The sequence below is a fragment of the Streptomyces sp. NPDC058864 genome (assembly GCF_042742985.1).
GTDB lineage: Bacteria > Actinomycetota > Actinomycetes > Streptomycetales > Streptomycetaceae > Actinacidiphila.
Map to the genome: position 1 here is coordinate 148,420 of NZ_JBHYMQ010000007.1, position 20,417 is coordinate 168,836.

Annotated in this window: 17 protein-coding genes and 1 tRNA gene; 6 read left to right on the top strand and 12 right to left on the bottom strand. The window is 71.2% G+C overall.

Features of this window, described 5'->3' with window-relative positions; genetic code table 11:
* Window positions 1–14 precede the first annotated feature (14 nt).
* From ACFW3D_RS08395 to ACFW3D_RS08405, 3 genes are all read right to left on the bottom strand, one after another.
* A complete protein-coding gene (locus tag ACFW3D_RS08395; protein ID WP_500502786.1) occupies window positions 15–2,876 on the bottom strand; it encodes an FtsX-like permease family protein in 2,862 nt (953 codons plus the stop codon).
* The gene (locus ACFW3D_RS08400) at window positions 2,873–3,610 is read right to left on the bottom strand and encodes an ABC transporter ATP-binding protein (RefSeq protein ID WP_500502788.1); all 738 of its coding nucleotides are present in this window, start codon (window positions 3,608–3,610) and stop codon (window positions 2,873–2,875) included. The genes ACFW3D_RS08395 and ACFW3D_RS08400 overlap by 4 nt, the downstream gene beginning before the upstream one ends.
* Window positions 3,611–3,686: 76 nt before the next feature.
* A complete protein-coding gene (locus tag ACFW3D_RS08405; RefSeq protein WP_500502790.1) occupies window positions 3,687–4,313 on the bottom strand; it encodes a PadR family transcriptional regulator in 627 nt (208 codons plus the stop codon).
* Between the two features lie 946 nt (window positions 4,314–5,259).
* Here ACFW3D_RS08405 and ACFW3D_RS08410 point away from each other — a divergent pair.
* Window positions 5,260–5,778 carry a hypothetical protein gene (locus ACFW3D_RS08410; protein WP_500502792.1) on the top strand — a complete coding sequence of 173 codons (519 nt, stop codon included), beginning with the start codon at window positions 5,260–5,262 and terminating at the stop codon, window positions 5,776–5,778.
* Between the two features lie 177 nt (window positions 5,779–5,955).
* On the opposite strand, the gene ACFW3D_RS08415 is transcribed toward ACFW3D_RS08410, so the two are convergent.
* Window positions 5,956–6,447, bottom strand: a complete 492-nt coding sequence (locus ACFW3D_RS08415) for a DUF4265 domain-containing protein (protein WP_500502793.1) — start codon at window positions 6,445–6,447, stop codon at window positions 5,956–5,958.
* Between the two features lie 617 nt (window positions 6,448–7,064).
* On the opposite strand from ACFW3D_RS08415, the gene ACFW3D_RS08420 reads away from it, so the two are divergent.
* Complete coding sequence (locus ACFW3D_RS08420) at window positions 7,065–7,265, top strand: excisionase family DNA-binding protein (protein WP_500502904.1); 201 nt, start codon at window positions 7,065–7,067, stop codon at window positions 7,263–7,265.
* Window positions 7,253–8,485 carry a site-specific integrase gene (locus ACFW3D_RS08425; protein ID WP_500502796.1) on the top strand — a complete coding sequence of 411 codons (1,233 nt, stop codon included), beginning with the start codon at window positions 7,253–7,255 and terminating at the stop codon, window positions 8,483–8,485. Before ACFW3D_RS08420 ends, ACFW3D_RS08425 begins: the two co-directional genes overlap by 13 nt.
* Window positions 8,486–8,558: 73 nt before the next feature.
* Here the strand turns inward: ACFW3D_RS08425 and ACFW3D_RS08430 are convergent.
* The 7 genes from ACFW3D_RS08430 to galU all read right to left on the bottom strand — a co-directional run bounded on the left by ACFW3D_RS08430 (window position 8,559) and on the right by galU (window position 13,575).
* Window positions 8,559–8,632, bottom strand: a tRNA-Ala gene (locus ACFW3D_RS08430).
* Between the two features lie 61 nt (window positions 8,633–8,693).
* A complete protein-coding gene (gene sepX / locus ACFW3D_RS08435; protein ID WP_500502798.1) occupies window positions 8,694–9,545 on the bottom strand; it encodes a divisome protein SepX/GlpR in 852 nt (283 codons plus the stop codon).
* Window positions 9,546–9,685: 140 nt separating this feature from the next.
* The gene (locus ACFW3D_RS08440) at window positions 9,686–10,306 is read right to left on the bottom strand and encodes a GNAT family N-acetyltransferase (protein ID WP_500502906.1); all 621 of its coding nucleotides are present in this window, start codon (window positions 10,304–10,306) and stop codon (window positions 9,686–9,688) included.
* Window positions 10,303–10,791, bottom strand: a complete 489-nt coding sequence (locus ACFW3D_RS08445; RefSeq protein WP_326575306.1) for a MogA/MoaB family molybdenum cofactor biosynthesis protein — start codon at window positions 10,789–10,791, stop codon at window positions 10,303–10,305. The genes ACFW3D_RS08440 and ACFW3D_RS08445 overlap by 4 nt, the downstream gene beginning before the upstream one ends.
* The gene (gene moaC / locus ACFW3D_RS08450) at window positions 10,788–11,270 is read right to left on the bottom strand and encodes a cyclic pyranopterin monophosphate synthase MoaC (RefSeq protein ID WP_500502801.1); all 483 of its coding nucleotides are present in this window, start codon (window positions 11,268–11,270) and stop codon (window positions 10,788–10,790) included. Before moaC ends, ACFW3D_RS08445 begins: the two co-directional genes overlap by 4 nt.
* Before the next feature lie 56 nt (window positions 11,271–11,326).
* Window positions 11,327–12,670 (bottom strand): molybdopterin molybdotransferase MoeA, encoded by a 1,344-nt coding sequence (locus ACFW3D_RS08455; RefSeq protein ID WP_500502804.1) that lies wholly within the window; start codon window positions 12,668–12,670, stop codon window positions 11,327–11,329.
* Window positions 12,667–13,575 (bottom strand): UTP--glucose-1-phosphate uridylyltransferase GalU, encoded by a 909-nt coding sequence (galU, locus tag ACFW3D_RS08460; RefSeq protein ID WP_500502805.1) that lies wholly within the window; start codon window positions 13,573–13,575, stop codon window positions 12,667–12,669. Before galU ends, ACFW3D_RS08455 begins: the two co-directional genes overlap by 4 nt.
* 81 nt (window positions 13,576–13,656) lie before the next feature.
* Between galU and ACFW3D_RS08465 the strand changes: the two genes are divergently transcribed.
* Complete coding sequence (locus ACFW3D_RS08465) at window positions 13,657–14,271, top strand: 5-formyltetrahydrofolate cyclo-ligase (RefSeq protein WP_500502807.1); 615 nt, start codon at window positions 13,657–13,659, stop codon at window positions 14,269–14,271.
* Between the two features lie 58 nt (window positions 14,272–14,329).
* Here the strand turns inward: ACFW3D_RS08465 and ACFW3D_RS08470 are convergent, their stop codons facing one another.
* Window positions 14,330–17,164, bottom strand: coding sequence for a penicillin acylase family protein (locus ACFW3D_RS08470; protein ID WP_500502809.1), 2,835 nt, complete (start codon window positions 17,162–17,164; stop codon window positions 14,330–14,332).
* Window positions 17,165–17,330: 166 nt separating this feature from the next.
* Between ACFW3D_RS08470 and ACFW3D_RS08475 the strand changes: the two genes are divergently transcribed.
* Window positions 17,331–18,830 (top strand): potassium/proton antiporter, encoded by a 1,500-nt coding sequence (locus tag ACFW3D_RS08475; RefSeq protein ID WP_500502908.1) that lies wholly within the window; start codon window positions 17,331–17,333, stop codon window positions 18,828–18,830.
* Window positions 18,831–19,197: 367 nt separating this feature from the next.
* A complete protein-coding gene (locus ACFW3D_RS08480; RefSeq protein ID WP_500502811.1) occupies window positions 19,198–20,385 on the top strand; it encodes an MFS transporter in 1,188 nt (395 codons plus the stop codon).
* Window positions 20,386–20,417: the final 32 nt, after the last annotated feature.

Consider the following 20,417-nt stretch of genomic DNA (forward strand, 5'->3'; position numbering starts at 1 on the left):
GCCCGGGCCCCTCCCTACGCCGCCCTGCGCGTCGTCGTCGGCCTCGACGAGGTGGCCAGTGCCGCCAGACAGGCGGCGCCCACCGGCACCGCGACCAGCAGGACCGCCAGCAGCCCCCAGGGCGCCACGATCGGCACGTGCTTGATGATCAGGCTCGAACCGCCCTCGTCGAGTTGCCGCTCGTTGAATGCCTCGACGATGCGCCGGTCGACCAGACGCAGTCCGATGGCGGGGATGATCCCGGTCACGGCGCCCAGCACCACGCCCGTGGCGGCCACCACGGCGCACTGGAACGCGCTGAGCAGCCGACGGGTCCCGGGCGGCGCCCCGATCGCGGCGAGGGTGGCGAGGTCCGTCTCCGCGTCGGAGCGTGCCAGGCCGGTCGCGGTCCCGGCGGCGCCGAGTGTGACCACCGCCGCGAAGATCGCCAGCGCGAGCGGCACGACGTCATCCGGGTCCCCGGGTCCCTCCTCCAGGTGGAACAGGACGTCGGCCCCGGTGTCGCCGAGGGCCTGCTGCGTCTTCTGCTTCTGCGCGTCACTCGGCGGCTGCGTGGTGGTGAAGTAGGCGCCGAGCGGCAGTGTCCCGATGTGGGCGGCCTCGGCCGCCGCCGGGGGTACGACCAGGAGGATGCCGTACGCGGCCGGCTCGCGCGGCACTTGGTACGTGGGGAATTCGACGACCCTGCTCGGCGGCTGCTCCCCCCGTGCCTCGGCGGCGCTCGCCTCCAGGTCGTCGGTGACCAGCCGGACGGCGACCCGGCCCCGGGCGTCCACGTTGCGGCGGTCGAGGGAGACGGCCCGCCCCCGCGCCAGGGCGGCCACCGCCCCCGGGTCGTCGATGCCGAGCACCTTCAGCAGGTTGGCGTCGCCGACCAGGACTCCGCTGGGGGCCGTGAGGCCGACCTTGTCGGACGTGCAGCGCGAGTCGCGGGCCAGCGCCCTGAGTTCGGCACGGGGCATCGCGAACAGCGGGTTGCCCGGCCCCGTCTCGTCCAGCGGGCACACCCTGTCCGCGGGCCTCACGACCTCCACGTATCCGCACATCCCGTCCCGGTCGCAGCCGGCACTGCCGGTGAACAACTGGTCCACGTCCGCCTCCACGCCGATGGGCAGGTTGCGGTCGACGGCCGTTCTGGCGGCCGGGACGTCGCGGCCGCGGTCGTCGTCCGCCATCACCGAGACCGCTCCGTTGGGCAGCAACGCCTCGTACCCGTCGCGCTCCTGGGCGGCCGTGCTGCCGGTGTAGGCCGCGACGGTCACGGTGCCGGCGACGGCGGCGAGCACGGCCGCCACGGCGGGGGCGGTACGGGCCCGGTTGCGTGCGGCGTCCCGCAGCGCCAGACGCGGCGACAGGCCCCAACGGCGCCCGAGCCGGCCGGCGATCCCCATGAACGCCGGGGTCATCGCGACGACGCCGGTCTCGGCGATGACGCTGCCGACCGCGACGACGGCCTTCCATTCGGTCCTCATCGCCCCGTACACCGCGATGGCGGTGCCCAGCAGGAACGCTGCCAGGCCCACGACGGGCAGTCGCCGTCCGGCGCGCCGCACCCCCTTGCGGCCGCCCAGCGCGGCCAGGACCGGCTGCCGGGCCGCCGTGAGGGCGGGCAGGGCCGCGGCCGCGAGGCCCGCGACCACGGCCAGCAGCGCGATGCCGAGGAGGTCGACCGGGTGCGGGTCGAGTCCCGCGAACCGCGCCCCGCTCCGCTCCTCGAACAGCGGACGCAGGGCCGCGGCCAGACCGATGCCGAGGACGGTTCCCACCACGGCCGCGACCGCCCCGGCGATCAGACCGCCGGAGAGGACGACGGCCCTGATGTCCCGGCCCTCGCCGCCGCCCGCACCGATGAGGCCGAACTGCCGGCGCGAGCGCTGGGCCCCGACGGCGAACGCGGGCCCCGCGAGCAGGCAGACCTCCGCGAGCGCCAGGACGACGACGGTCACCGCCGCCGTGGCCCGCGCGGAGACCGGCCGGACCAGGGTCGGCTCCTCCGGGTGCTCCCGGTAGAGCGGCACGTCGGAGCGGGCCGGCGGACGCAGCGTCACATCACGCGAGACCACCGCCACGCCGAGGGTGTTGGCCTCCACCACCATGGGCCAGCCGAAGCCGCCCGGCACCGACACCAGGAATGTCTCGGTCGGCGGCTCGGACGGCGTCCTGTGGGTGGCGTCGAGGACCCGGCCGTAAGGCGCCAGCAGCGCGCCCGGCAGCGCGTTGACCTCGTCCGCGGTCAGCTCCCCGGGGCGCTCGTAGGCGCCGACGATGCGGTAGGAGGTGCTGAGGTCCCGCACGGTGAGCCGTGACCCCACCCGCAGGCCGCTCACCGTCAGGAAGTGGGTCGTCACCGCCACTTCGTCCCGCCGGACCGGGTGGCGGCCCTGCTTCAGCGTGGTGATGCCGCGGGTCATCGGGTCGGCGGTCTCGAGTTCGAGGACGTCGACGTCGAGCGCGCCGTGGCGGGTGCGCACTTCGGCCGTACCGGCGAGACGTTCGAGCTTCCGGGCGTGCGGCGGCACCGCCTGCGCGAGGACGGCCGCGGCGGACGTCGGGGGCGGTGGGCCGTTCCTCTCCTCGGCGTCGTCCGCCTGCCCCTCGGCGGAGGTGCGGTCCGCGTACGTGACCGAGGCCGCGGGGTCCTGGAGGATGGGGCCGAAACCCGGGTAGCGGATCTCGGCGTCCGCCTGTCCGAGGGCGCGCTCCAGCTGCTGCTCCGGGGAGAGCTGTGCGCTGCGCAGCGTCACGTCGGCCGCCGACGCCCCGAGCACGGGCAGGGCGAGCATGCCGACGACGAGCAGGGTGCGCCCCGGGGCCCGCCTGGCGTCGCGGCCGGCGATCCGCAGCGCCGCCCGCCAGGCGTGGAAGCGGGCGGTCACCGGCCTGCCGTCCCGGTGAGCAGCGCCTCCGCGGACGTCCTCCCGCTCTCGTCGACGACGACGCCGTCGCGCAGGAAGACGATCCGGTCCGCCCACGCGGCGAGCCGCGGTTCGTGGGTCACCAGCACCCCGGCCGCGCCAGCCTCGCACCTCCTGCGGAGCAGGGCGAGCACGGACTCGCCGGTCTCCGAGTCGAGCGCTCCCGTCGGCTCGTCGGCGAGCAGCAGACGGCGCTCGCCGACGAGCGCCCTGGCGATGGCGACGCGTTGCTGCTGGCCTCCGGACATCTCGTCGGGGAAACGGTCCGCCAGGTGCTCCAGCCCGACGTCGCCCAGCGCGTCGACGGCCTCCCTGCGCGCCCGGCGCGCCGGGACGCCGTCCAGTTCCCGGGGGAGGGCGATGTTCTCGGCGGCCGTGAGGGCGGGGATGAGGTTGTAGTCCTGGAAGACGTAGCCCACGCGGCGCCGGCGCAGTGCCGCGAGTTCCCTGCGGCCGGCGGTGGTGAGCTCGGTGTCCTCGACCGTCACGGTGCCGGACGTCGGGGTGTCCAGACCGCCCGCGATCGCGAGCAGCGTGGACTTGCCGGAGCCGGACGGCCCCATGACGGCGACGAGTTCGCCCGCGTGGACGTCGAGGTCGACGCCCCGCAGTGCGTGCACCTCGGTGGCTCCGCTGCCGTGCGTCCGCGTCAGTTCGCGTATGCGCAGGACGGGTTCGGTGGTGAGTGGGGACAAGACGGTCCTCTTCGGAAGGCGTACGGGGTGAGGGTGGGGGGCCGGAAGGTCGGCCGGGAGAAGGCCGGGAACGGCACTAGGAACGCGAGGCGCGGCGGCGTCCGGACCGGGGCGTGCCGTCGTCGGCGGGCTCCTGCCGGGTGTCCGCCTCCGCCCGCCGGGCCGCGGCGGCGGCCGCCACCCTGACCAGCCGTGCCTCGCAGTGGTCGAGCCAGCGGGCCTCGGCCTCGGTCTGGAAGATGAGCTGTTCGAGGACGAGCACCCAGGCCATCTCCTCCGGCCGGTCCGACGGCGGCTCCGGGGTCCGGGCCTTGAGCCGGGTGTAGTCCTGCATCGCCCGCAGGGTGTGGAGCCGCTGCAGCTGGATGACGTCCCGCACCTCGACTCCCGGCGCGCTCACCGCCATGGCGAGTTTGATCGCGAGTTCGTCGCGCGGCGGGTTGCTGCGGTCGACGGGGCTGCGGAACCAGGAGTCGAGCTCGGACCGCCCTTCCTCGGTGATGCGGTAGAGCGCGTGCCCCGAGCCGTCCTCCCCGTCCTGCACGACCAGTCCGTCGCGCTCCAGCCGGTTCAGGGTCGTGTAGACCTGCCCGACGTTGAGGGACCAGGTGGCACCGGTGCGGCTCTCGAACTCGGAGCGCAGCCGGGACCCGTAACGGGGTCCGTGTTCAAGCAGGGCGAGCAGCCCGTGACGGATCGACATACCGAGTATGTATACCAAGTATGTTCGCCCTGGCCAACGCCGGACGCGACCGCGCGTCCCGCCAACGTGCCGCCGGGACCACCGACTTGGGCCTTGAGCGCCCACTGCCCGCACCGGCGCGCACGGCGCCGGGGCGGGAGCCGGAGGCGGGCAGGCGTGGGGGCGGCGGATGAGGTCCATCAGCAACTCCCCGTCCGGATCGTCCGACGTGAGCGTCGCGACCAGGGCCTCCCGCGGGGACGGCGGGGTGTCAGGGCGGGCCGCGACGGCGTCGCGTACGAAGACGTCCGCATCCCGGGCCGGCGGATCACTCATCCCGGCGGGGGGGGCCGGGCGCGCCCGAACCGCGGGGACGCCCTTGCGGGCGGCCGGCTCCCGCGGCTCCGTACGCAGACTCACGGCCCGAGCGCCGGGCGTCCCGCGCTGCGGATCCTCCGGAACGCCAAAGCCCCCGCCGGATCTCCCCGGCGGGGGCTTTGAGCTGCTGTGGACCTGAGGGGATTCGAACCCCTGACCCCCTCGATGCGAACTATGGGGCGTGACGGTCGCTGAGGTCTGCCGGGCACGTCGGTTGGCCGCTGAGGGCTGGTGACGGTCGGCAGTGGGCGTGGCGGTTGCTGTACTTCCCTGCGGTATAGCCGTAGCCGCGTTCACCGACGATGCCTCGTGCTCAGTGCGGCTGAGGCGGCGGGTCCCAGTGTGCCGTGAGATCGGCACACACGAGTGGACCGACGACGAGTACCTCCACTATGCGAACGCCAGGAAGTCACCGTTGCCGTGCAGCGGAAAGCGGCGATCAGTTACTGTGTCCAGGCGTACGAGGACTGGAACTTCGGCTAATCCGACACTTTCACCGGAATCGACTTCGCGCCGTTCGCGCGGCTGCACGAAGCAGGTCTAGCTAGGGGGTTTGTTGTGTACGGAACCACAGGACTGCTGGCTTACGGTGGATAGCCGCGATAATCCGGACCTTCCTGGTCGTGTGATCCGTCGCCGGCCGGGAAATTGCGCAATCGTTGCCGGAATTCTCTCACTGCTTCTCTGTGGAGGGCCGCTGGCCGCAGTCACCTACTTTTTCATGTCTCCATCGATTAGTTTTCACACTAGACCGCTTGATGTAATCCTGAAGGAATTCCAAGTAAATTTGCCGCCTGGAGTGAAGGATGTCTCGTATCGAGACTTCGGAAAATATCAGGGCGACGAGATGGCCTTGGAGTTTTCCACCGACGAAAGTGGGGCGGAGGGCTTCGTGGAGGACATCGAGTCGGGTCAGCACCTGGAAATCGGCCTGAACATGATCACTTCCGATCAAGCAGACAGGGCAGGTTGGAGCATTCCGGAATCTGCCGACTACCGGGGGGCGTTTCTCCATGGAAGACCGGAGTGCGGTTGCGAATTCACAATTTTGGCAGCAAGTGAAGGGGAAAAGGTGACGGTGTACGTATACGCACTCAAGGCAGGATAGGCGCGGCGAGTGCGCGGGCTTGGAGGACCAGTTCTTCTAGAAGTGGTGCGCCGGGGCCTCCGGCTGAGGTCAGAGCAACGCTCCCGCTTCCTGACCTGTGCCGACGCCGTGGTTGGCTGTCAGCGTCTGCCACCGGTGGCCCGCCTCGGACGGCCCAGCGACGGCCCTGTCCGTCTCCTACGCAGGCTGCCACCAGTTGAGCGGTTGCCCGTCAGCACCGAATACGTTGCTAAATCCCCATTCGAGCTGCTCGCCCACTGAGGTGGACCAAGCGCCCATCACTGCTTCGACGGCGGGGAATCCGGCAGAAGCGGGCACTGTCACCACGATGAACCTGCGATCGGCAGGAGCCTCGACCAGGCCATTCAACGGCGCAAATCCCTCAGTCAGGGCTTCCAAGGAGTCAGCGTCGAAGGCAGGATCGCCGAACGCTTGGATGCAAAGGTTCGGGCCTCGCTGCTCAACTTGGAACATTCCCTCGGCGTCGATCTTCAGCAAGTCACCAGCTGCGCAGCCTTCGACCAACCCCGGACTGCCTGCCAATTCGAACAACCCCGGACTGACAGCCTTGGCCGGAAGGGTCTCGAACGCAGGTTTGCCGGAACTCGTGCGGCCCGCCTGGAGGGAGACGTGGCAGTGGCCGGCGTGGTCGGGGCTTTCGACGCTCATGCAGGCATGCTGGCATACCCGTGCCGAGGTCGGCGTAGCGGCTTTGGGCGGGAACTGCCATGGGGCGAGAGACATCTCATCTCGTGGCAGGTCAAGTCTGAACGTCAGGCTGTGGGGGTTGGCGAGGCGGGGAAGGCTCGGTTGGGGTCGTACTTCGTGTGGCTTTGTAGGCAGTGATAGAGGCAGCCGAGGAGCTTGTTGAACAGGTTGCGCAGAGCGGCGGTATGACGTTCCCCGCCGGCGCGGCGGCGGTCGTAGTGGGTTCGTGGTGCGGTTTGGCGGAGGGCGGCAAAGGCCCACATGTAGCCGGACGACTTGCAAGTGCGTTCAAAGCCCGCCCGATGAGCTATTAGACCGGAGCCCGTACGCTGGCCGCGAATCGGGCTGGCTCCTTGCCTGCCCGCAATAGCCCGAAGTGGGCCCCCGATCTTCGAGGCTCGCCCCATGGCGGCTGCGTAAAGCCGCGGAGCCGACCGCCCCAGCCACAGCGGGTTTCTCCTCAGCAACCCTTCGCCGTTTGGCGGGCGGCCGGCGGCCGGGCCGGAGCGGGGCGCAGACAGGAGCGTCGGCCCGAGGCGCCGGGCCGCGCGCCGCCGCGCTCTGCGCGGCGGGAGCGCCTGGCTGCTGCCGTGATCGAGCGCAAGTGGTACACAACGGCGGAGGTCGCCGAGATGCTCGGCTTCGGCCTGTCCAAGACCAAGATGCTTGTGCTCACGGGCGAGATCCGCTCCGTGAAGGTCGGTCGCAACCGGCGCATCCTTCCGGCCTGGGTGGACGAATACGTGAACCGCTGTTCTGCTGCGGGGTGGTCGGCATGAGCGGCAAGCGCAGCAATGGCGAAGGGTCCATCTACCCCTACAAGAACGGCTACGCGGCCTACGTCTGGGTCACCAGGCCGGACGGCAAGCGCGCCCGCAAGTACGCCTACGGCAAGACCCGCGAAGAAGTCCACGGCAAGTGGGTCAAGCTGCATGCGGAGGCCGCGAGCGGGCCGGTGGCGACTTCCACGCCGACGATGGCGCAGTACCTCACGCGGTGGCTGGCCGAAGTCGTGGATCCCGACCTCAAGCCCAAGACGGCAGACACGTACGCGATGCACGTCCGGCTCTACATCATCCCCGGCCTCGGCTCGAAGAGGCTCGACAAGCTCACCGTGCAAGACGTCCGAAGGTGGGTGAACAACCTCCTGAACCAGTGCCAGTGCTGTGCTCAGGGCAAGGACGCCGAACGGACCTCGCCGCGGTGCTGCGCCGCCGGCCGCTGCTGCCGGCAAGTCCCGTCCCGCCGGACGGTCCAGGACGCTCGTGCCGTGTTGCGGTCGGCGCTGACCAACGCCATGACGGAGGAGCTGCTCTCGAAGAACGTGGCGGCTCTGGTCAAGGTCCGGTCGGGTCGGAAGACCAGGCGCGATCCGTGGTCGGTGGAGGAGGCCCGGAAGTTCCTCGAAACGGCCCGCGCCGCCCGCGATCCGCTCTATCCCGCCTACGTGCTGATCCTGGTACTCGGCTTCCGGCGCGGTGAAGTGCTGGGCCTCACCTGGGAGAACGTGAACCTGGATGCCGGGGAGATCACGGTGCAGCTCCAACTCCAGCGCATCCGCCGCCGCCTGGTGCACGACGAGACCAAGACCGAGGCATCAACCGCGACGCTGCCACTGCCGCAGATCTGCGTCGCTGCGTTGGAGCTCCGGCGGAAAGAACAGGAAGCCGCCCAGCGGGCCGCCAGGGACCTCTGGACCGCCTCCGACTTCGTGTTCACTACGCGCTACGGCACCCCTATTGAGCCGCGCAACTTCAACCGCTCGTTCGAGGGCCGATCGGCGAAGGCCGGCGTCCGGCGCATCCGTCTCCACGACACGCGGCACACCTGCGGGTCGCTGCTGGCCGCGCTCGATGTGCACCCCCGGATCGCGATGCAGATCCTCCGGCACAGCAAGATCGCGGTGACGATGGAGATCTACACGCATGTCCCGTCCGAGGCGACGCGCAAGGCTCTGCGCAGGCTCGGCAAGCACCTCGACAAGCAAGATCGACCGTAGTTGCTGTACTTCGCTGCTGTACGGCATGACAAAGCCCCTGCCGGATCTCTCCGACAGGGGCTTTGAGCTGCTGTGGACCTGAGGGGATTCGAACCCCTGACCCCCTCGATGCGAACGAGGTGCGCTACCGGACTGCGCCACAGGCCCTTGCAACGAGGAAAACTCTAGCATCCCGGCAGGGGTGCTCCGCGCCCCCGGCGCCGGGAGGTCACTCGTTGGCGGCGCGGGGGCGGTCCCGGTCCGCGTGCTGGTCGAACAGCGGGGTGCGGGTGCGGTCGCGGGAGCGGCGCGGGGTGACCGGGGCGGTGGAGAAGGTGGGCCGGGGGGCCGGGACTTCCCAGGTGTCCTCGGTGGGGACGCGCTGCTGGTCGACCCACTCGGCGTGGTCGGTCTGCTCCACGAGGGCCCGCCGGTCGGCCGTCGCGGGCTCCTCGGCGGGCGGTGTGGGCTCGCTCACGTCGGGCACGTCGGGGGCCGGCTCGCGGGTCGTACGGGCCTCGCGCAGGCGCTTGGCGGCGTCGGCCGCGCGGCGCTGGTCGAGCTTGACCTCGAAGCGGCGGCGTTCCTGCACGCGCAGGTAGGCGATGTAGAACGTGAGCAGCACGGCGGGCGCGGCCGGGGCCCAGAGGAAGGCGACGCCTCCGACGGCGGCGACGATCATGCACGCGGTGAAGCCCAGGAAGAGCAGCGTGATGGTGCGGCGGCGCGCGGCGAGCACCTTGGCCCGCGGATTGGGCTTCTTCGCCTTCCAGGGACTCGCCTGGCCGCCCGGCTTGGCCGCCTTCACGCTCTGCCGGGACTTCGGCTTCACCTCCGTCGCGGGCACGGCAAGGGCCCGGACGTCGACCGCGGGCTCCGCCTCGGCCTCCGATTCCGGGTCCGCCGTCTTGGCGTACCTGCGCTCCAGTGCCGCCCGTCCCGACAACAGCCGGATGGCGGTGCTGAAGCGTTCCGTCGGGCGCGCTTCGTTGAGCTCGTCCTGCCTACGGAGCCACATCGGCACCAAGTAGGCAGCCCAGGCCCCGACGATGACTGCGTAGATGAGGCCGCTGCTGCTCACGCATCACACGGTAGGGGGGTTCACACGAGGGCATACGCAATTTGGCGCGGTGTGTCGCACGATCTGGCTGATACTCCGAAATTTTTTTCTGATTGCGTTCAAGTCGGAGTCGGATCGGCGGCCATTTTCGAACAGATATTTTATTTGTGAGCCGTGCCAGGTCGGGCCTGGTGCCAGCGGTGGAGCATTCCCTCCGGCACCTCCTCCGCCGTCAACGCGAAGACCAGGTGGTCACGCCAGGCTCCGTCGATATGGAGATAGCGGGGGCGCAGCCCTTCCTCGCGGAAGCCGAGTTTCTCCACAACCCGCCGGCTCGGCATGTTCTCCGGCCGGATGCAGACCTCGACGCGGTGCAGCCCCACCGCGCGGAAGCAGTGGTCGACGGCGAGCGCGACCGCGGTGGGCATGACCCCGCGGCCGGCGACGGCCTCGTCGACCCAGTAGCCGACGTGGGCGCTGCACATGGAGCCCCAGGTGATCCCGGCGACGGTGAGCTGCCCGGCGAGCCGCCCCTGGTACTCGATGACGAACGGCATCATGCGGCCGGCGACGGCCTCGTGGCGCAGATGCCGGACCATCTGCCGGTAGGTGGGCCGCTGGGTGAGGTGCCCGGGCGGCGCCGGGGGCACGGTGGCCTCCCACGGCCGCAGCCATTCACGGTTGCGGCGGTTGACCTCACGCCAGGCCCGCTGGTCGCGCATCCTTATCGGGCGGAGGAGGACGTCCCCGTCCGCCAGCTCGGCCGGCCAGGACCCGTTCAGCTCGGTCTCCCAGACGTAGGGTGGTCGCCGCCGTGGATCTGCTCGACGGCATGGACGAGGATCGGGGCCAGGACGGCCAGGCCGTCCTTGACACCGCCGGTCGACCCGGGGAGGTTCACCACCAGGGTGCGCCCGGCGACACCGCAGACGCCACGCGACAGCGCGGCCGTGGGCACCTTCTCGCGGCCCGCGGCGCGCACCGCCTCGGCGACTCCGGGGACCTCGTAGTCGAGGACGGCGCGGGTGACCTCCGGGGTGCGGTCGGTGGGCGAGATGCCGGTGCCGCCGGTGGTGACCACCACGTCGTAGCCCTCGGCCACGGCCTCCCGCAGCGCGCTGCCGACGGGCTCGCCGTCAGGGACGACGCGCGGGCCGTCGACGGTGAAGCCCATCTCCCGCAGCCCGGCGACGACCAACGGGCCGCCCCGGTCCTCGTAGACCCCGGCGGCCGCGCGGTTGGAGGCGGTGATCGCGAGCGCCCTCATCGGGTGCGGCTCCAGTCCCCCGACTTGCCGCCGGTCTTCTCCTCGACCCGTACGTCCGTGATGACCGCGGCCTTGTCGACGGCCTTGACCATGTCGACGACCGTGAGCGCGGCGACGGTCACCGCGGTGAGGGCCTCCATCTCGACGCCCGTCCGGTCGGTGGTCTTCACGGTGGCGGTGATGTCCACGGAGGAGTCGCCCACGGCGAGGTCGACCTTCACCCCGGAGACCGCCAGCGGGTGGCAGAGCGGGATGAGGTCGGGGGTGCGCTTGGCGCCCATGATCCCTGCGATCCGCGCGGTGGCGAGGGCGTCGCCCTTGGGCACGCCCTCGCCCCGCAGCAGCTCGATGACGCGCGGCGACACCAGGACCCGGCCGGTGGCACGGGCGGTTCGGGCGGTGACGTCCTTCTCCGAGACGTCGACCATGCGGGCCGCCCCCGCGTCGTCGATGTGCGTCAGATGCTGCTGTTCTGTCATCGGTACGGCACTCCCACTGCTCGCCGCGTGCTCGCGTGGGCAGTAACGGTACCCGCTCAGTCGAGCAGCACGACCTCGACCTCCGAGCCCGCCGCGACCTCCGTCGTGTCCTCCGGCACCACGATCAGCGCGTTCGCGTGGGCGAGCGCCTTGACCAGGTGCGATCCGGCGCCGCCCACAGGGGTGACCCGGCCGGAGGAGGGTTCGTGGCGGCCGCGCAGGAACTGCCGCCTGCCCTTCGGCGAGGAGGTCAGCTCGCCGTCGCACACGGCCCGCACGGTCGTCCGGAACACCGGCTCCACGCCCATGAGGGTCCGGATGGCGGGCCGGACGAACAGCTCGAAGGAGACGTAGGCGCTGACCGGGTTGCCGGGCAGGGCGAGCAGCGGGGTGCGCTCGGGCTCCGGCGGCGCGGCATCCGCGTCCTCGCCGTCGCCCTCCGCCTCGGCGCGGGCCCCGACGTCGACGAAGCCGAAGCCCTGCGGCTTGCCGGGCTGCATCGCCAGCTTGCGGAACTCGATCTCCTCGCCGAGGGCCTCCTTCACCACGTCGTACGCGCCGACGCTGACCCCGCCGCTGGTGACCACGAGGTCCGCCCGGATCAGCTGGTCCTCGACGGTGGCCCGGAAGGTCTCGGCGTCGTCCGCGACCGCGCCCACCCGGTAGGCCTGGGCGCCGGCCTCGCGGGCGGCGGCGGTGAGCATGAAGCTGTTGGAGTCGTGGATACGGCCCGGGCCCAGCTCCTCGCCGGGCGGGACCAGCTCGCTGCCGGTGGAGACCACGACCACCCGCGGCCGGGGCCGCACCCGTACGGTGGCCCGGCCGACGGCGGCGAGCAGGGCGATCTGCGGCGGGCCCAGCACCGTGCCGGCGCCCAGCGCCAGCTCGCCCGCCGCGACGTCGCTGCCCCGGGCGCGGACGTGGTCGCCCCGTCCGACGGGCCGGTAGACCCGGACCTCGCCGCCCACGGCGTCGGGGCTACGGCTCGCGGCCGGCATGCCCACGACCGGGGCGCCGCCGGTGCCGCCGTCGGTCCACTCGACGGGGACGACGGCCTCGGCGCCGGGCGGCAGCGGGGCACCGGTCATGATCCGGGCGGTCTGCCCGGGCCCCACGGTGGGCAGTTCCCCACTGCCGGCGGCGACGTCACCGATGACGGTGAGCACGGCCGGATGTGATGCGTCGGCGCCCTGGGTGTCGGTGGTGCGGACCGCGTAGCCGTCCATCGAGCTGTTCTCGAAGGGCGGCAGCGCCACCGGCACCATGACGTCCTCGACGAGGACGCACCCCTGGGCGTCGAGGAGTTGCAGCTCGATGGGTTCCAGCGGCTTCAGCTGCCGCAGGATGTTTTCGAGATGCTCCGAGACGGACCAGACGCGGTCGGCCGTGCCACTGCTCAATCTTGGATCTCCTCGCTGACATACGTGCGCAGCCAGGACCGGAAGTCCGGCCCCAGGTCATCACGTTCGCATGCCAGTCGGACAATCGCACGCAGGTAGTCGCCTCGATCTCCGGTGTCGTAACGCCGGCCGGTGAAGATGACACCGTGCACGGGCCCGTCCGGGCCGTCCTCCTGGGCCAGTTCGCGCAGCGCGTCGGTCAGCTGGATCTCGCCGCCGCGGCCGGGCTCGGTCTTGCTGAGCACCGCGAAGACCGACGGGTCCAGCACGTAGCGCCCGATGACCGCGTACGCGGAGGGGGCCTCGTCCGGCGCGGGCTTCTCGACGAGGTCGGTCACGCGGACCACGTCGTCGTCACCGGTGGGGACCACGGCGGCACAGCCGTACAGGTGGATCTGGCTCGGGTCGACCTCCATCAGCGCGACGACGCTGCCGCCGTGCTGCTCCTGCACCTCGATCATGCGGCCGAGCAGCGGGTCGCGGGGGTCGATCAGGTCGTCGCCGAGCAGCACCGCGAAGGGCTGGTCGCCGACGTGCGGCTCGGCGCAGAGCACGGCGTGCCCGAGGCCGCGGGGGTCGCCCTGGCGGACGTAGTGCATGGTGGCGAGGTCGCTGGACTCCTGGACCCGCGCCAGGCGCGCCTCGTCGCCCTTGGCGGTCAGCGCCGACTCGAGTTCGTAGTTGCGGTCGAAGTGGTCCTCGAGCGGCCGCTTGTTCCGGCCGGTGATCATGAGGACGTCGGAGAGGTTCGCGGCGACGGCCTCCTCCACGACGTACTGGATGGCGGGCTTGTCGACCACCGGCAGCATTTCCTTGGGAGTCGCCTTCGTGGCGGGCAGGAAACGGGTGCCAAGGCCGGCGGCAGGGATGACAGCCTTGCTGATCCGGGTACGCGCGTGAGTCATGATGCCAACGATAACCGCTGCATATGAGGTGAAGATGAAGTTCCGGTTGCTTGATGACGATAGGCAGCGGTTGGGCGTCAAATGAGTGACGACAAGGTTAGCAAGAGGGAATTGCGAGAACGCCTCCTCCAGGTGAGGCGCGGGTTGACGCCGGGTGACCGGGCGGAGTCCGAACGGGCGATCGCGCAACACGCCCTGGAACTGGACGAGTTGTCGCAGGCCAGGACCGTGGCGGCCTACGTGTCGATGGGCGGCGAGCCGGGCACCCGTGCGCTGCTCGACGTGCTGCGCGAGCGTGGGGAACGGGTGCTGCTGCCCGTCCTGCTCCCCGGCAACGACCTGGACTGGGCCGCCTACGAGGGCCCCGGCGGCCTGCGGCGGGCCGCCCGCGGCCTGTACGAGCCCACAGGCCCCCGCCTCGGCCCGGACGCGGTCACCGCGGCGGACGCGGTCCTGCTCCCCGGACTCGCCGTCGACGGCCGGGGGCTGCGGCTGGGCCGCGGCGGGGGCTCGTACGACCGGGTCCTGGCCCGGCTGGACGCGGCGGGGGCGACGCCGGCGCTGGTGGTGCTCCTGTACGCGCACGAGGTGCTGGACCGGGTGCCCGACGAGCCGCACGACCGGCCCGTCGACGCGGTGGTCACCCCGGAGGGCGTACGGCGCTTCGGGAACGGCCGGGGACGGCCGCCGGGCTGAGAACGACAGGGGGCGGGCCCGAAGGCCCACCCCCTGTCGTCACGCGCCGCCGCGCGGACTACGGCGTCAGCGCGAGGGTGTCCTCCGTGGCCCCCGAGACCGGCTGCTTGGTGAAGACCCACGGGAGCAGTTCGCCCTTGGCCCACTTGGTGGTCTGATCCGTGTAGTGGGAGCTGTAGGCGTGGCCGGAGGCTCCCGTCAGGTTGATCCACCGGGACTTGTCGAAGTCGTCGAGCGAGACGACCATCCGCATCGACGGCACCCAGACGACCTGGTAGCCGCCGGCCGCGTTCCACCCGGTCGCGTTGACCGCGGCCTCGCCGCCGCCGACCTGCCACGGGCCGCGGTTGAGCAGCCAGCGGACGACGGCCGGACCACCGGTGCCCAGGGTCTGGTTGCGCAGCTCCAGCGTGTGGAGGCGGCCCCAGCTCCAGGTGTCGATGTTCTTGCCGAGCTTCGCGGTCAGCTCGTAGCGGGCGTCCTTCATGGCCCGGGCGAACAGCTCGTCGCGGGTGGTGCGGGTCCGGTCGCTGTCCTTGTCGTAGAAGGCCGAGGGGGAGTCCGTCCACCACGGGTTGTCGTCGTCCGCCAGGATCGTGCGCACGACCTCGAACCAGCGGTCGCCGCCGTCCGGCTGGGCCTCGTCGGCGGCACGCCGCCCGCACTCGCGCACCAGCTGGGACTTGCCGTCGAGGTCGTCGACCGGGCCGGACCGGTCGGCGGCCGGAACGGTCAGGCACTGGCCCTCGGGGCGCAGCTCCTTGGGCAGCTTGTTGCCGAAGGCCAGCTTGAGGATGTTGCGCCAGACGGCGTTGAAGTAGGCGGCGGGCGCCGAGTCGGAGTCCTGGTTGTAGTCCCAGCCCTCCAGCAGCTTCTGGGCGTTGCGGACGTAGTCGTCCTTGTCGTTCTTTATGTCGATCTTCAGCAGGTACGGCACCAGGGTCTTGGCGATCTCGCTGCTGTTGTCGCCCTGCATCGCCTGCATGTCGTCCATGGAGATCAGGCCGCTGTCCTTGATCTTGGACTGGATCAGGTCGTTGATCCGCTGGCTGCGGGTGCCGTAGCCCCAGTCCTCGGTGAGCAGGTAGGGGTACTCGCTCTTGTCGACCACGGCCTGGTTGGCGGTGACGATGTAGCCGCGCGTCGGGTCCTGCTCGTACGGCATCGCGGAGAAGGGGATCCAGCCCTTCCACCGGTACTGGGGGTCCCAGCCCGGGGCCGGGCGCGTGCCGTCGCCCTTGGCGCGGACCGGGATCCGGCCGGGGGCCTGGTAGCCGATGTGGCCGTACTGGCCCTTGTTGTCGGCGTAGATCAGGTTCTGGGACGGGACGGCGAAGTCGCGGGCGGCGGCCCGGAACTGCTCCCAGCCGGTCGCCGTGTCGAGCTCGAAGACCGCGTCCATGGTGTTGGACGCGTCCAGCGCGGTCCAGCGCAGGGAGACCGCGTAGCCGTCGCCGCGGTCGGGCGCGGAGTTCGACACCGGCGCGCGGTCGCCGACGGTGCGCAGCTCGGCGCTCCGGTCGGAGATGACCGGGCGGCCGTCCTTCGTGCTGCGCACGGTGATCGTGCGGTCGTCGCCGCCGGCGACCCGGATGGTCTCCTTGCGGGTCGTGAAGGGCTGCTGCTTGCCGTCGTAGAGGTACGTGTCGGCGGTGACCTTCTCCAGGTAGAGGTCGGTCACGTCGGCACCGAGGTTGGTCATGCCCCAGGCGATCGACTGGTTGTGGCCGATGATCACACCGGGCATGCCGGAGAAGGTGTAGCCGGCCACGTCGAAGGGGCAGGCCTTTCCGACGCTGTTGCAGTGCAGGCCCATCTGGTACCAGAGCGAGGGCATCTGCGGGGCCAGGTGCGGGTCGTTGGCCAGCAGCGGTTTGCCGGTGGTGGTGTGCTGGCCGGAGACGACCCAGGAGTTGGACCCGATGCCGTTGCCGTTGGGGCCGAGCAGCGCGGGGATCTGGTCGAGGGTGTCGGAGAGCGACGACAGCTGGGACTGGACGTTCGACGTCGCCTGGGAGGTGGAGGTGCCGTCGGTGCCGGTGCCTGTACCGGTGCCCGTGCCGATGCCTGTACCGGTGCCTGTACCGGTGCCGTCGGACCCCGTCCCGGTGCCGGTACCGAGGTTCGTGCCCTCCGTGGCGGTTCCCTGCGGTTCGTACTCGCCGGTGAGGTCGTCGACCTTCCCGCCCTCGACGATCGGCTTGTGCCGGTCGTACGGGTACGCGGGGTAGAGGTCGGCGATCTGCCCGGGGCTCAGCCGGCTCGACATCAGCGAGCGGTCGATCTCGTCCTGCATGTTGCCGCGCAGGTCCCAGGCCATGGCCTTGAGCCAGGAGACGGAGTCGACCGGGGTCCACTTCTCGGGCACGTAGTCGTTGCTGAACTTCAGCGCCGCGTACTCGACGGACAGGTCGGCGCCGGAGTGGCCGTCCAGGTAGGCGTTGACCCCGTCGGAGTAGGCCTCGAGGTACTTCTTCGTGGTGGCCGACAGCTTGGTGTCGTACTCCTGCTGCGCGACCCGGCGCCAGCCGAGCGTGCGCAGGAAGGCGTCCGTCTCGACCTGGCCGCTGCCGAACATCTCCGACAGCCGGCCGGCGGTCAGGTGCCGGCGCACGTCCATCTCGTAGAAGCGGTCCTGGGCCTGGACGTAGCCCTGGGCGCGGAACAGGTCCTCGGCCGTGTCGGCGTAGATCTGCGGGATCCCGTTGCCGTCGCGCTTCACTTGGACGGCGCTGGTCAGGCCCTTGAGCTGCAGGGTTCCGGTGGTCTGCGGGAGGGAGGCGCGAACGGTGGCGACACTCCAGTACGACCCGTAGACGATGCCCGCCACGAGCACGAGCACGACCCCGATCACGATGAGGCGCGTGCGGCGGGACTTCTTCTTGGCGGGCATCGATGTCCTTCGAAAGGCAGGGTGGACCGATTGCTAGGGGCCACCTTAGGCGTACCGACCCGTAGCCCCCCAGGCGGTGTCCAGTCCTGTGGACGGAGATCGCCACAACCCCAAGCACAGGTAAAATATTAGGTAAGGCAATGAACTTCGTTGGAAGGACCGGCTCCTGACTGTCGACCGCCTCAATGAACTCCTGCTGGTGTGCGCCCTCGTGCTGCTCATAGCGGTGGTCGCCGTGCGCCTCTCCTCGCGCAGCGGCCTCCCCAGCCTGCTCCTCTACCTGGGCATTGGGGTCGCGATAGGACAGGACGGACTGGGAGTCGCCTTCGACAACGCCGAATTGACCCAGGTGTTGGGATATGCCGCACTTGTGGTGATTTTGGCCGAAGGTGGTCTCGGCACCCAGTGGCGGGAGATCAAACCGGCGGTCCCGGCGGCGGCGGTCCTCGCGACCCTCGGCATCGCGGTCAGCGTGGGCATCACGGCCTCGGCGGGGCACTACCTCGTCGGGTTGGACTGGCGGCAGGCGCTCCTCATCGGCGCGGTCGTCTCGTCCACCGACGCGGCGGCCGTCTTCTCGGTGCTGCGCAGGGTGCCGCTGCCGAGCCGGGTGACCGGTGTGCTCGAAGCGGAGTCCGGGTTCAACGACGCCCCGGTGGTCATCCTGGTCGTCGCCTTCTCCCAGCACTGGCCGGTGCACAACTGGGGCGTGCTGCTGGGCGAGATCGCCCTGGAACTGGCCATCGGCGCCGCGGTCGGCCTGGCCGTCGGCATGCTCGGGGCGTTCGCGATGCGCCGCGTCGCGCTGCCCGCCTCCGGCCTCTACCCGATCGCGGTCCTGGCGATCGCCGTCCTCGCCTACGCGGGCGGGGCGCTGGCGCACGGCTCGGGCTTCCTCGCCGTGTACGTCGCCTCCGTCGTGCTGGGCAACGCCAAGCTCCCGCACCGCCCGGCCACCCGGGGCTTCGCGGAGGGGCTGGCGTGGCTGGCGCAGATCGGCCTGTTCGTGCTGCTGGGCCTGCTGGTGACCCCGCACGAACTCGGCGACGACATCGTGCCCGCGCTCGTGGTCGGCCTGGTCCTGACGGTGGTGGCGCGACCGCTGTCGGTGACGGCGAGCCTGCTGCCGTTCCGCACGCCCTTCCGCGACCAGGTGTTGCTCTCCTGGGCCGGGCTGCGCGGGGCGGTGCCCATCGTCCTCGCCACGATCCCGATGGTGGCGGGGGTCCGGCAGAGCGAGCGCATCTTCAACATCGTCTTCGTCCTGGTGATCGTCTACACCCTCGTGCAGGGTCCGACGCTGCCCTGGGTCGCCCGCAGACTGAACCTCGGCGACCCGGGGGCCGCGGAGGACCTGGGGATCGAGTCGGCGCCCCTGGAGCGGCTGCGCGGGCATCTGTTGTCGGTGCGGATCCCGCCGCGCTCGCGCATGCACGGCGTGGAGGTCAGCGAACTGCGGCTGCCGCCGGGTGCGGCGGTCACCCTGGTCGTCCGTGAGGACCGGAGCTTCGTCCCGCTGCCGACGACGGTGCTGCGGCACGGTGACGAACTCCTCGTCGTCGCCACCGACCCGGTGCGGGACAGGGCGGAGGCGCGGCTGCGGGCGGTGGGACGCGGCGGCAAGCTGGCCGGATGGCTGGAATCGGGCGGTGGGGCCGGCCGTTAACATGGCTGACGACAGTCACCACCAACTCTGTCTGATGCAGAGCTGGCGCGACCGCCCGGCGGCCGGACAGACCCGGTATCTACCTCGGTCATGCGCGAGAGGACAGCTCTCGGCGCACAGGAACGCGACCAGGCGTCCAGGGTGCGCTACCAGGCGGCGGAAAGGCCCGGCCGTGGGATCCACGGTCACTCGTACGTCCCGTTCATCCCGTTCATCCCGATCCACCGGATCGCCCCGCTCGTCGCGCCCTTCGGGTGCCTCCCGTCGTGCGCGTGCCGCGGCGCGCCCGGGATACGGGCAGCTGCTGCGCACGCCGGGCGCGTGGGCCTTCCTGCTGCCCGGGTTCGCCGCGCGCCAGCCCTTCGCGATGCTGACCATCGGCATCGTGCTGCTGGTGCAGCACACCACCGGCTCCTACGGCACCGCCGGTGCCGTCTCGGCCGTCACCGGCGTCTCCATGGCGCTGTTCGCCCCGCAGAGCGGCAAGCTCTCCGACCGCTTCGGCCAGGGCTCCGTGCTGCTGCCCGGGGTGGTCGTCCACTCGGCGTCCGGGACGCTGCTGGCCGTGCTCGCACTCGCGCACGCGCCGCTGTGGGCACTGCTGGCGGTGGCGGTGCCCACCGGCGCCTCGGTGCCGCAGGTCGGCCCCATGGTGCGGGCCCGCTGGGCGGCCACGCTGCCGGCCGGGTCGCCGCTGCTGCAGACGGCGGCGGCCTTCGAGTCGGTCACCGACGAGTTCACCTTCGTGATCGGGCCGGTGCTGGCCACGGCGCTGGCCACCGGGGTGCACCCGGCGGCCGGGTTGCTCTCCGAGGCCGTGCTGACGCTGGCCGGCGGCCTGCTCTTCGCCGCCCAGCGGCGGACCGCGCCCGCCCCGTCGCGCGCCGTCGCGGGGTCCCGGAAGCGCGAGGCCTCGGCGCTGAGCGTGCCTGGTGTGCGGGTGCTGGCCGTGGCCTTCCTCGGGATCGGCGCCGTCTTCGGCGGCATGCAGGTCTCCATGACGGCCTTCACGGAGGAGATCGGGCGGCCCGGCATCAACGGCCTGCTCTACGGGACCTTCGCGGCCGGCAACATGCTCGCGGGCATCGCGTGCGGCGCCGTCGCCTGGAAGTCCGGGCCCAAGCGGCGCATGGTCGTCGGCTACACGGCGCTGACCCTGGCCACCTCGATGCTGTGGGCGGCGCACGCCGTGCCTCTGCTGGGCGCTCTCGGGCTCCTGGTCGGGCTCACCATCGCCCCGGCCCTGATCACCGGCTACACGCTGGTCGAGTCGCTGGTGCCCGCGGGGATCCGCACGGAGGCGTTCACCTGGCTGACCGGCGCGGTCGCGCTGGGCCAGGCGGCGGCCGCCACGGCCGCCGGACGGCTGGCCGACGGACTCGGGGCGAGCGCCGGGTTCACCGTGCCGCTGGTGGGCACCGGGCTGGCGCTCGTCACGCTGCTGGCACTGCGCGAACGGCTCGCGCCGAGGCCGTCCGAAGTGGTCGCGGCACGCGGCGGCGGGACCGGCCCCGGCAGTGTCATCGGTCACCGAGAGCCGGTCACGGTGGACTGACGCCGCGGAATACTGCACTATTGACCGTCGTT